12 protein-coding genes and 2 tRNA genes are annotated in these 11,834 nt (G+C 49.4%); 12 read left to right on the top strand and 2 right to left on the bottom strand.

What is annotated here, in order from left to right; genetic code table 11:
- The first annotated feature begins 51 nt into the window (after positions 1–51).
- The 8 genes from lon (at position 52) to LG198_RS03515 (ending at position 7,643) form a co-directional block, all read left to right on the top strand.
- Positions 52–2,487 (top strand): endopeptidase La, encoded by a 2,436-nt coding sequence (gene lon, locus LG198_RS03550; RefSeq protein ID WP_230341779.1) that lies wholly within the window; start codon positions 52–54, stop codon positions 2,485–2,487.
- 118 nt (positions 2,488–2,605) lie between these two features.
- The gene (locus LG198_RS03545; RefSeq protein ID WP_230342059.1) at positions 2,606–2,881 is read left to right on the top strand and encodes an HU family DNA-binding protein; all 276 of its coding nucleotides are present in this window, start codon (positions 2,606–2,608) and stop codon (positions 2,879–2,881) included.
- 20 nt (positions 2,882–2,901) lie between these two features.
- Positions 2,902–2,977, top strand: a tRNA-Val gene (locus tag LG198_RS03540).
- Positions 2,978–3,026: 49 nt separating this feature from the next.
- A tRNA-Asp gene (locus LG198_RS03535) sits at positions 3,027–3,103 on the top strand.
- Positions 3,104–3,315: 212 nt separating this feature from the next.
- On the top strand, positions 3,316–5,208 hold the full coding sequence (locus tag LG198_RS03530) for a SurA N-terminal domain-containing protein (RefSeq protein ID WP_230341778.1): 1,893 nt from the start codon (positions 3,316–3,318) through the stop codon (positions 5,206–5,208).
- A 107-nt stretch (positions 5,209–5,315) separates the two neighbouring features.
- Positions 5,316–5,780, top strand: a complete 465-nt coding sequence (locus LG198_RS03525; protein WP_328484877.1) for a DUF3147 family protein — start codon at positions 5,316–5,318, stop codon at positions 5,778–5,780.
- A gap of 288 nt (positions 5,781–6,068) precedes the next feature.
- Complete coding sequence (locus tag LG198_RS03520; protein ID WP_230341777.1) at positions 6,069–7,199, top strand: DNA topoisomerase IB; 1,131 nt, start codon at positions 6,069–6,071, stop codon at positions 7,197–7,199.
- Between the two features lie 39 nt (positions 7,200–7,238).
- The gene (locus LG198_RS03515) at positions 7,239–7,643 is read left to right on the top strand and encodes a YgaP family membrane protein (RefSeq protein WP_230341776.1); all 405 of its coding nucleotides are present in this window, start codon (positions 7,239–7,241) and stop codon (positions 7,641–7,643) included.
- Between the two features lie 49 nt (positions 7,644–7,692).
- On the opposite strand, the gene LG198_RS03510 is transcribed toward LG198_RS03515, so the two are convergent.
- Both LG198_RS03510 and LG198_RS03505 read right to left on the bottom strand, forming a co-directional pair.
- The gene (locus LG198_RS03510) at positions 7,693–8,163 is read right to left on the bottom strand and encodes an SRPBCC family protein (RefSeq protein WP_230341775.1); all 471 of its coding nucleotides are present in this window, start codon (positions 8,161–8,163) and stop codon (positions 7,693–7,695) included.
- A 295-nt stretch (positions 8,164–8,458) separates the two neighbouring features.
- The gene (locus LG198_RS03505) at positions 8,459–8,833 is read right to left on the bottom strand and encodes a hypothetical protein (protein ID WP_230341774.1); all 375 of its coding nucleotides are present in this window, start codon (positions 8,831–8,833) and stop codon (positions 8,459–8,461) included.
- A 313-nt stretch (positions 8,834–9,146) separates the two neighbouring features.
- Between LG198_RS03505 and LG198_RS03500 the strand changes: the two genes are divergently transcribed.
- The 4 genes from LG198_RS03500 to LG198_RS03485 all read left to right on the top strand — a co-directional run bounded on the left by LG198_RS03500 (position 9,147) and on the right by LG198_RS03485 (position 11,791).
- Positions 9,147–9,359 carry a hypothetical protein gene (locus tag LG198_RS03500; RefSeq protein WP_230341773.1) on the top strand — a complete coding sequence of 71 codons (213 nt, stop codon included), beginning with the start codon at positions 9,147–9,149 and terminating at the stop codon, positions 9,357–9,359.
- A gap of 752 nt (positions 9,360–10,111) precedes the next feature.
- Positions 10,112–11,104 carry a phage/plasmid replication domain-containing protein gene (locus LG198_RS03495; protein ID WP_230341772.1) on the top strand — a complete coding sequence of 331 codons (993 nt, stop codon included), beginning with the start codon at positions 10,112–10,114 and terminating at the stop codon, positions 11,102–11,104.
- 205 nt (positions 11,105–11,309) lie between these two features.
- Complete coding sequence (locus LG198_RS03490; protein ID WP_230341771.1) at positions 11,310–11,495, top strand: major capsid protein; 186 nt, start codon at positions 11,310–11,312, stop codon at positions 11,493–11,495.
- 2 nt (positions 11,496–11,497) lie between these two features.
- Positions 11,498–11,791, top strand: coding sequence for a hypothetical protein (locus LG198_RS03485; RefSeq protein WP_230341770.1), 294 nt, complete (start codon positions 11,498–11,500; stop codon positions 11,789–11,791).
- Positions 11,792–11,834: the final 43 nt, after the last annotated feature.

The following is an 11,834-nucleotide window of genomic DNA, read 5'->3' as shown; positions in this document are numbered from 1 at the left end:
TATAAAGCGTTCGGCATGTTGCCCTGCTGCTGTCAACATTGAAAGTGCCCCATGACAGAACAAACATTACCGGCTTTCTCCATAGAATCTGGATTGCTACCCTTGTTGCCGCTACGCGATGTAGTGGTATACCCTCATCTTGTCATCCCATTGTTTGTCGGCCGCGAAAAATCGGTAAAAGCATTGGAGCTTGCCTCGGAGCAGGATAAGCAGATCCTGCTCGTGGCGCAGAGGTCACCCAACAAGGATGAGCCAGATGCTGACGACCTTTATGACGTCGGCACGGTCGCTACCGTGCTGCAGATGCTCAAACTGCCGGATGGTACCGTTAAGGTGTTGGTGGAAGGCTTGCATCGGGTCAGGGTGCTTGAGTTTGTTGAAACTCAGGAATGCTTTGCTGCCAGGACAGAAAAGATTGAAAGCCCCGCGGGCGATGATAGCCAGACCCAGGCACTGATGCGTACGGTATTCACCCAGTTTGACCAGTACGTCAAACTCAATAAAAAGATCCCGCCTGAAATCCTGACTTCGCTTGCAACGATTGACGATGCAGGCCGGCTGGCGGACACCATTACTGCACACCTGACATTAAAGCTTGAGGAAAAGCAGAAGATCCTGGAAATGTTCAGTGTTTCAGAACGCCTGGAGCATTTGCTGAGCCTGCTTGAATCAGAAATCGACATCCTGCAGGTAGAAAAGCGTATCCGCGGCCGCGTCAAGCGGCAGATGGAGAAGAGCCAGCGCGAGTATTACCTCAACGAGCAGGTCAAGGCAATCCAGAAGGAACTTGGCGAGCAGGATGAGAATGCCGATATCGACGAGCTGGAAAAACGCATTGCCGACGCGCGCATGCCGAAAGATGCGCTCACCAAGGCTAATGCCGAGCTGAAGAAGCTTAAGATGATGTCACCGATGTCGGCTGAGGCCACTGTGGTGCGTAACTATATCGAGACCCTGGTAGGCCTGCCATGGAAGAAAAAGACCAAGATCAGCCGCGATCTCGGGATCGCTGAGGATATTCTGGATGCGGACCATTATGGCCTGGAGAAGGTCAAGGAACGTATTGTTGAGTATCTCGCTGTACAGCAGCGTGTAGACAAGCTGAAAGCGCCTATTTTGTGCCTGGTTGGCCCTCCTGGTGTCGGTAAGACATCGCTGGGGCAAAGCATTGCCAAGGCAGTGAATCGCAAGTTCGTCCGCGTTGCCCTGGGTGGTGTGCGCGATGAATCCGAGATTCGTGGCCATCGTCGCACTTATATTGGCTCCATGCCGGGCAAGATTTTGCAGAGCATGACCAAGGTTGGCGTCAAAAATCCTCTCTTTTTGCTGGATGAAGTAGACAAGATGGGGCAGGACTTTCGTGGCGACCCGTCCTCGGCCTTGCTTGAGGTGCTAGACCCCGAGCAGAACCATACTTTTGTCGATCATTACGTGGAAGTCGAATATGACTTGTCCGACGTGATGTTCGTTGCCACGGCCAACTCGCTGAATATTCCCGGGCCGTTGCTTGACCGTATGGAAGTGATCCGCGTTGCGGGCTACACCGAGGACGAAAAGGTGAATATCGCCATGCGCTACCTGCTGCCGAAGCAATTGCAGACGCATGGGCTCAAGGAAAATGAGATCAGCATCTCCGAGGCTACCATCCGCGATGTCGTGCGCTATTACACGCGTGAGGCTGGCGTACGTAGCCTGGATCGCGAAATTTCCAAGATTTGCCGCAAGGTCGTCAAGGAAATTCTGACACTCAAGCCCAAGACGGGCAGTGCTGCGCGCAAGATTACCGTTACCCCCAGAAACCTGGAGAAATACCTGGGAGTACAACGCTTCGATTACGGTGTTGCAGCCAAGGAAAACCAGGTAGGGCAGGTGACTGGCCTTGCCTGGACCGAGGTTGGCGGTGAATTGCTGACCATTGAATCGGTATTGCTACCAGGCAAGGGCAAAGTCATTACCACTGGCAAGCTGGGCGAAGTGATGCAGGAATCCATTCAGGCAGCCATGAGTGTGGTGCGTAGCCGTGCTAAACGCTTAGGGTTTTCTGAGGACTTTTACGAAAAGAATGATATTCACATTCACTTGCCCGAGGGTGCGACACCCAAGGATGGCCCAAGTGCCGGGATTGCAATTTCGACGGCATTGGTATCGGTCTTGAGCAATATACCGGTACGCGCGGATGTGGCAATGACTGGCGAGATTACCTTGCGCGGCGAAGTGCTGCCGATTGGTGGCCTGAAGGAGAAGCTCCTGGCTGCCCATCGCGGCGGTATCAAAACCGTGTTGATCCCGGAACAAAACGTCAAGGATCTGAGTGATATCCCTGCCAATATCAAGAATCACCTGGATATCCACCCGGTCAAGTGGATCGACGAGGTGCTCAAATTGGCGCTTGAACGCATCCCTGAGTCAGCTGATACCGATGTTCCAGTGACTGAGGTCAAGCCCAAGGGTAAAACCAGTAAGTCCTCATCCGTGACCAAACACTGAGCCATTGCATTGTAAATCAAGCGGGAAAAGGCTTGACATGGCCTTTTCCCGCTTGATATAAAGCATGGCACAGGGTCTTTTCGCACCTGTTTTTAAACAACGTCGAAAGGGGATTTACATGGCAAACAAGTCTGAATTGATTGAGCAAATCGCTAAATCTGCTGGTCTGTCCAAAGCTGCTGCTGGCCGTTCTTTGGATGCAACCACCGCTGCAATTACCAAAGCATTGAAAAAGGGCGATCCTGTTACCCTGATCGGTTTTGGTACCTTCTATGTTGGTAAACGCGCAGCACGTAATGGCCGCAATCCTCGCACTGGTGCCACAATCAAGATCAAGGCTGCCAATTCTCCCAAATTTAGGGCTGGCAAAGCGCTCAAGGATGCTGTAAACTAGCGGTCTTCGTTGGTTAGGACGGGTGCTTAGCTCAGTTGGTAGAGCGTCGCCCTTACAAGGCGAATGTCGGCGGTTCGACCCCGTCAGCACCCACCATTAGCCATCGAAAAGTCGTTGAGTTTTGGAGAAAGCAACGCGAAGTCAAGGAGCGGTAGTTCAGTTGGTTAGAATACCGGCCTGTCACGCCGGGGGTCGCGGGTTCGAGCCCCGTCCGCTCCGCCAAGAAAAAGCGAACCTTAGGGTTCGCTTTTTTACTTTAAAGCATCACGTCTGCAAGGTCTCCTGCCAAATTCCTCGCCCCTCTTCCTTGCCTTGACCTTCGTCAGGCATGCCTTGCACAAGCTTGTGTGGTATATTCAAGAGTTAGGTTTACCAGTCTGTCTGGATCCAGGCTGATTATTTCAAAAGATTGAAAATAAAGAAGGCATATCGTTATGTTGGAAGCAATACGTGATCGTTCCAAAGGGTGGCTGGCCAAGGTGATTCTTGCAGCCATCACCATCCCATTTGCATTGGTAGGTGTTGACAGTTATTTGCGTGATGCAGGTTCCAGCGTTGCTGTTGCCAAGGTGGGTGGTGACTCTATTACGGTACAAGAGTACGGGAATGCCTTGCAAAATCTACGCAACCGTTTGCAAAGTGAGGGCAAGGTTGACCAGTCCGTGATTGATGGCCCTGAACTCAAGCAGGCAGTGATTGATCATCTGGTCGAAGGCAAACTGTTGGCTGCCGAGATCAAGCGTGCCAACTTTGTAGTGAGTGATGAGCAGCTTTCCCACTATATCACTGGAGAAGAGTCATTTCACCAGGATGGAAAATTTTCACAAGAGCTGTACGATCAGTTCCTGACAGAACGCCGCCGTACGCCTTCCCAGTTTGAAAATGAAGTGCGTGGCGACCTTCTCAGCATGCAGGCACGTGAAGGATTGTCTGCGCTGGCATTTGTCCCCAACGGTGTTGCTAACAATACTATCAAAATAGAGCATCAATCGCGTGAAGTGAGTGTGGCCGAGTTCAAGACCGCTGATTTTATTCCCCAGGTTAAGGTCACTGAAGACGAGGTCAAAGCTTATTACGCCGAGCATCAGGACAGGTTTAAGGTACCAGAGCAGGTCAAGCTTGAATTCGTGTTGCTGTCAGCCAATGGTTTGATTGCCAGCCAGCAAGTAACTGAGCAGGAAGCACGGGATTATTATGCCCAGAATGCTGCGCAGTTCCAGGGAGATGAACAGCGCCGTGCGAGCCATATTCTCATCAGTTTTGGGGTGAGTCCGACGCCAGAAACCAAACAACAAGCCAAGGCAAAAGCTGAGGAGGTGCTGGCGCAGGTTAAAAAAAATCCAGATCAGTTTGAACAACTTGCCCAACAATATTCACAAGACCCAGGTTCCAAGGACAAGGGTGGGGATCTTGGCTCGTTTGGCCCTGGCGCCATGGTCAAGCCTTTTGAGGATGCGGTATTCTCGATGAAACCTGGCACAATCAGCGACCTGGTTGAAACCGACTTTGGTTATCACATCATCAAGCTGACCGAGATCCAGGGCAGTGGTCAATCGTTTGAAGCCGTTCAGGGGCAGATTCGTGCCGAGTTGATGTACCAGAAGGCATTAGCCAAGTTCTCTGAGCAGGCGGAAAACTTCAGCAATATGGTATATGAGCAGGCTGACAGCCTGGAACCAGTGGCCAAGGAGTTTGGCCTGCAGGTTCAAACCAGTGGCTGGCTGAGTCATGACGATGGTGCTAAGTTCTTCAAGAACGATAGGCTGATGGATATTGTATTCAGCGATGAAGTGCTGAAGGAAAAACGCAATACTGAAGCAGTTGAGGTTTCACCGAACAACCTGATTTCCGCGAGAGTCGCTGAGCATAAACCTGCAACCGCTCGTTCTTTTGAAGAGGTAAAGGCAGGGATTGAAGATTTCCTGAAGCAGGAAAAGGCTGCCAAGCTAGCGCGTGAGAAAGGCGAGGCGGCACTTGCTGACTTGCGCGCAGGCAAAGCAACCGCATTGACTTGGACCGAACCTGTGACCGTTGATCGCCGTAATCCTCAAAGCCTTACAGATTTGTCAGTTTCCACCGCATTCAAGGCCGATGCTGCCAATCTGCCAGCCTACAATGGTGTGGCGGATCGCAATGGTTATTTGCTAACCAGGGTGACATCGATAAACTTTTCGGTAGAGAGTGATGAAGACCAACGTGCTGCTAAAGCGCAATTGCAGTCGGCATTGGCAGCAGAATACAGGCATGCTTACATCAGTTCACTAAAGCAGAAGACTAAGGTTACCGTCAATAATCAATTATTGAATTCTGACCAGGCAAATCCTTAATCTTTAACCCTATCTAAAATGGAATGAAATAAGGGCAGCAAAAGCTGCGATCATGTAAATATCTAAAAACCAAAAACCCTCGATTAATTCATATCGAGGGTTTTTTATTGGTCGCAGCTCTAGTGGTCGTTGTATATCGAAATTCAGGTGGCTATCCTCCGAAGCTATTTTTTGTCAGCTTGGATCATGTTTTGCAACTTAAAAAAGATTATCATTTAGAAATGCTATATTTAATTGCAAAATACCTCATTACCGCTGGCATTGTCGTCGCTGTATCAGAGATAGCTAAGCGCAGTGACCAGCTTGGCGCTTTTATAGCATCCTTACCACTGGTTACAATCCTTACGCTCGTATGGCTTCATGTAGAAGGCCAGCCAGCAGAGAAAATCAGCAATCATGCTTTTTATACTTTTTGGTTTGTTCTACCGTCATTGCCATTATTCCTTTTATTCCCGTTCCTATATCAACGTTTCAATTTCTGGCCTGCCTTATCAATTTCAGTAGGTGGCGCCATGCTCACAGTCGTTGCAGCGGCTCTGGTCCTTAAGAAATTCGGAATCGACCTGTTTTAACCGTTTAAATCACGAATTTAAATTAGTCGCCCAAGGTATAGCAGAAGTAAAGGCAAACAACAAAGAAGCCTTTAATTCGTCCTTCTTGTGTTTTAAATCTTACAGCGTATTCAGACATCTACTGATAATAATTTAACCACTAGAGCACTATCATAGGACTTAATTACTAAATTGGCTTATAGGTGTCGCTTATTAATTACTGTTCCAAGATCAGTATTGGCACAAACCCGTAAAAAGGTCGTGCGTTCATCAGCATTACCAAGCATTTAAATCCATTAAACAATAAAAATGAACGGTGATTCAACAGTAAAAGCCGATATGGCGTCACTAGCACAGGAGGCTAGCCTCCGTTATGTCAATGACAGTGGGTCCGGTATTGCCCGTAAGCGCACGGCACATGGGTTTAGGTACACGGATATTCATGGGCGGCCTTTGCACGAGGCCACTCAATTGGCGCGAATTAAGGCTTTGGCCATACCTCCTGCCTGGACAAAAGTGTGGATATGCCCTTATGCCAATGGTCATATTCAAGCTACCGGTTTCGACGCCAAGGGGCGTAAGCAGTATCGCTACCACAAGAAGTGGAGAGAGATCAGGGATGAAGTCAAGTATGAGCATATGATCGAATTCGCCTTGCATTTGCCTTTGATCCGCAGGCAAGTAGATCAGGACCTACATAGGCCTGGGTTATGCAGGGAAAAGATATTGGCGCTTGCAGTAGCACTGCTTGAAAGGACGATGATACGAGTCGGTAACAATGAATATGCCCGCACGAACCAATCTTTCGGGCTTACCACCTTTCGCAATCGCCATGTGGATGTTAAAGGCGGAATAATTGCTTTTCATTTTAGAGGAAAAAGCCGGATAGTACATTCCATCAGGCTGCAAAATGCCCGTCTCGCTAGCATCATTCGTAAGATGAAAGATCTGCCGGGTCAAGATCTGTTTCAATATATAGACGAGGAGGGCGACCGTCATCCAATAACTTCCACCGATGTGAATCAATATATCAAGTTGATAAGTGGCCGGGACTACACAGCCAAAGATTTCAGGACCTGGCTTGGCACCTTGCATGCATTTCATTCACTCAGCTTGGCAGATACGTTTGAAAACCTTACTCAAGCGAAAAAGAACGTAATGCAGGCGATCACTGAGGCAGCTAGCAAGCTTGGCAACACCTCAGCTATCTGTCGAAAATGTTACATCCACCCATACATCATTGAAGCTTATTTGGCAGGCCAGTTAATCCAAGAGAGCCAAGAATATACAAACACGAAGAAAAATACTCAGGATAGATGGGCACTGGATGTCATAGAAGAGCGTGTTCTGAAGTTACTTCAAAGCCAGACAATGGTTACAAGTAGAGTACGAGCATCACAATGCTGTGCAGTCCATCCTAGGCTATCGATAAGTTGTTAGCTGTTTTCTCTGAATAGCATATTTTAAAAAGGAGCAATCATGAATAAAGCTGGCCTTGAGATCAACGATAGTGCGGACCGTGTTCGTCGATCAACATCAAATAAAGTAAACGATGAAATTGATCAGCAGACTGATCGGAATATCGAAAAATACTCAACATTAGATGGCGATGCAATTAAAACGCGTATACAAGAACTGGATAAAGAGTGGGATATTGAGAGGGTCTTGGAAGTAAATGCCTCAACCTTGGCCCTGGCTGGCTTGGCACTCGGTGTTTTTGTTAACAAAAAGTGGCTTGCGCTTCCTGCCGGCGTATTGGCTTTCTTGTTGCAGCATGGCATTCAAGGGTGGTGTCCCCCATTGCCTATATTGCGAAGCTTAGGGATACGCACCCGAAGCGAAATTGACCGTGAAAAATATGCGCTGCTTAACTCATTGAGTTAAGGATATTTTCCACCTTGAAGGACGGCTTTAGCCGTCCTTCTCTTGATATTCAGTGTTTAATAGATTTATCTGTATTTCGAGAAATATGCCCACGCCATCCCCCAGTGGGCGCCTTTCGTGACTCCAGCAACTGGCGGTATAGTTCCAGATCTTCCTTTATTTTTTCTTCAAGCACGGTTCTAACACTCGAATCGCTCTGGCCTGTGTTTTCATACTTGATTTCAAGTCTTACCCGTGTGGAATGCGGATCGACGTGTTGAAATGACACGACGCCTGAATTATGGCCCCCAGAAACGCTGCGCCATGCAATATGATGGTCAGGCACCTGCTCTACAATCTCCACTTGCCATTCAATCGTACGTGCTCCGGCATCAGCGACCCATGAGATATGGGTGTCATCAAGCTGCGTGACTTTCAAGATATTAGGCATGAAATTAGGAAAGGCTTCAAATTGCGTCCATTGGTTATAGGCGAGATTTATTGGAACCTTGACGTCAATGGTTTTTTCTATAGTAGGCATAGTAGACTCCATCAAAACATGCATATACGGGTAGGAGCGAATCTATTAGCAGTTAACTAAAAACCTGAATAGAGCCCGTTATAAGCTCCATTAAAGTAGAGTAAAGTTATAAAGTAGCCAAAGGCCAGCAATGGCAAATATGGAAACCTCGACTAAGCTAAATTTAAACATGTTGCTCTCCTTAAGATAATGATCTATTAAAGAACTCTACAAACCATTCAGCTTTTAACCAATTGGAAATGTTCCCAAACTTATGTAGGACTAGTCTGGCTTTTACACCCAACTCTTGACGTATCTACGGGATATTTTCCTTGATAACGAACCCTTCCGGGGCAGGGGCCACCACGTTTTCAAGGCCATTACTTTCATCATCTTCACCAATAATTTCAGGCTGTACGTCTGGTTCATCCGGCTCTGTAGGCTGATATGGTTGATCAGGATCAGGCTTAATAGGTTTATTCTGATTTGTTTCGTGAGGAAGAGTATTGGACCTTAACGCCTGTGTCGCATCTTCACCATGACCTTCTTCCTCGGCATGTTTTAGCTTATTGCCAGGGATAGTATGGGAAGAGGGCGGAACATCTTGTCCGCCGTTTACATTACGGTTTTGAAGATGGGTATCTGGATTATCTTCGCTGTTCCGGTTTATGCCATCATTATGAGCGTTCATGGAATACTCCTCTTAAGTTTGATCAGAGTTTCATCATAGGCAAGGCCCTCTGTCACGAGCATCAGTTAAATACTGATTACAATGTAAGAATCTATTTGCAACCAATCCAATAAGATATTTTCCTTCTATGCGCTTGGCCGTCAAGACCTCAAATACATGCGCACCTGCTGGTATAATGTCCTCGGCTGCATCGGTGCTACCGGCAAACACGTCAAAGGCCAAATAGACGTAGTACTTCGGACAACCTAAAGGCACATGGAAAAGCGCAAAACTCGCGTGCTACCTGACAAAATACCTGGATAAATGCTTCGACATGCACGAGCATTCGTCAAAGCGTTACTGGTCAAGCAAAGGCGCTCCCAAACCAGAAGTCACACAACACTGGCTAGGTTCTCAAAACATCACGGAAATGATCAAAGACACCTTCGACATTGCCATGCTGCACGGATTAGAGGATTTTCCAGCCCAAATAATGCAAAGGCGCAAGAAATTTAAAGCTATCCTTTGCACGGTATTAGATGACTGAAAAAATGCCTCTAATCGCGCGTTTAAAATCGTCGGTCAAGGGTAAGGTGTCAACAACAACAAAAAAATCGCTCCTATAAATACATGCTGAACGGATTTCATCATCAAGGCGTTAATCGCCGTCCTGAATGGGTTAGCTCTAATTTGCATTTATGGTATTGGATATTGCGTGTTGAAAAACCACGTGGTGCTAGACGTAGAAAGCTTTATAGGTGGATTGCGAAGGAAAAATTGAGGCTAGCTGAAATGAATATTGACCAAGAACTGATTGAGGCTACGTGTAGATATTTAAGCAGCTATAGTGCTGTTAGCGGCAGGCGTATGTTGGAGCTTATGGATAGGCCAATCGTTCAGATGAGTTTTGAGTTCAGGTATCGAACGAAGCATAATTATTGATCCATCATTTAACATAACACACATTATGCGAAGTAACGGCGGTAATAAAAAAGGGCCGCGGTGGCCACGGCAACCAGGCTCCCGTTAGCGGCCGCGCCATCCTCTGGCGCGTTGAGCAAGGAAAAACTTATCGCAACCCGCCTCCCAGCGTCCGTTCTGCCGCGAGGGCGACGTCATCCGCGCCAAGGTCGTGATCGGCGGATACGGCCGTCGCTACAACGGCAATTTGTACGTCACCAACACCCTGACTTTCGTCGAAACGCTCTAGTCGAAAAACACCAAAATATTGGACGAACGTACAATGGAAAAAACTTGCAGTGCTAGTACCACTGCAAGTAATTCCCAGAAGTGGGAAAAATGGGGAGAAAAACACACATGCGCGACATGAAATTCAACAGCGTCATTTGCGACTGGCTTTCATTCCGTCATGACTTCCAGCCCTACACCGAAAACCCGGTCCTGGAAGCGGGCAAAATACTCAAAATCGACCGCAACGGCGTTATCGAAAACGAAATCCAGCAATGGGAACAGATCAAGTGCTCGAGCTCCGACACCTCCATCCGCATCAAGTGCGATGGTCACCATATCTGGTTCCAGGGAAATATCGGCCGCTTCCGCGAAGCCAACAACCTGCAAGGCCACACCCTGCAACAATGCTTCGACAAGGCCGCCACCTTCATCCGCGCATTCCTGCCGACCGCAGACCTGCGCTTCCTCGGCACCACCGTCCGTGATGGCACCATCGGCGAATACGGCACCTACCTCACCCGTGTCGACCTCGCCGCCAACTTCCACACCGACGAATACCTGCAACTCTCCAACCAACTGGCCTCCCGCCGCATCGGCCAACGTGTCGCCCGCATAGGCAAGTACGGCCCGACCTGGGGCTACGACACCAAGCGCGGCCAGTACTGGAAAGCCAAGCTCTACGACAAGCTCGCAGAGCTCCAGGGGCTGCGCACGCCCCACCCCAAGGCCACCACTGCCCGCTTCGAGATTCAATTGGGCAGCGAGTACCTCAGACAAAAGGGCCTCAACAAACTGATCAATTGGAAGAACGACATGGAAAAAATCGTCTATGGCAAGTTCGCAAGCCAGGCCTTCGCGGAAAACGCCACCGTCGAGACCTGGACTGACATCCCTACCCGCCTGCGCCAGCACGCCATCATGTGGCGCGATGGCGTCGACCCCAAGACCTACATGAGCAAGAGCGCCTATTACCGCTTCCGCGCCGCGCTCCTGGAGTACGGCGTCGACATCAGCTCGCCATGCAACGTCATGAACCTGACCCAGCGCGTCAAGACCATCCTGGTCCACGAGCTCGACGCCTACCGCCAGAAGGTTGCCTGACATGTACTACACCCCTGGCAAACACCCGTATTTGGTGTCAGATCTCGCACCTGGTCCAGCTCCATCTGACACCAAACGCAGCCGCCGCGCACGAAACAACCTCGCGGCCCTGGTTATCGGCCTGCTGATCGGGGGCGCTCTCGCCCTCATCAGCGGCCTGTAAGCGCCGCCAGTCGCCCACTGGCATCAACTTGGAGAATCAAACATGTTCAAGAAAATCGCAGGTGTCGTTGTTGCAGTAGCCCCGCTGTCCGCCATGGCTGAAGTGCCAGCCTCTGTCACTACCGCTATTGGCGATGCGGTGACCGACGTCGGCACCATCGGTGCCGCCATCCTCGGCGTTGTGATCGGCATCGTCGTCTTCAACTGGCTGCGCCGCGTCATCAAGTAAGCATGGCCTATCTGCACGACAACCTTTGTTTTGCAGAGCTCCCGCAGCTATACGCGTCTATGGCTGCGGGTTGCCCCATTGTCACCAGCGATGGCAAGGCGCTGTCCTGCACCCCCACGCAAACAGGCTACACCATCACCAAGAGCGACGGCCTGACCAGCTCTACCATAGAAGTCACCCCGCCCCTGATTGAATGCACGCCGCAGATAGGAGACTCCCTGGAACTGGCCTGGATGTGCATCGGCGTCATTGCGACCGCCTGGGGCTTCAAGATCATTGCGAAGGCCATTCACTGATGCCAATCGAACTCTACCCAACCGCCATCATTGTCACGATGGC

The organism is Methylobacillus arboreus, assembly GCF_020532725.1.
Taxonomy (GTDB): domain Bacteria; phylum Pseudomonadota; class Gammaproteobacteria; order Burkholderiales; family Methylophilaceae; genus Methylobacillus; species Methylobacillus arboreus.
The sequence above is the reverse complement of the archived record's forward strand: the minus strand, read 5'-3'. Positions and strand labels throughout refer to the sequence as shown.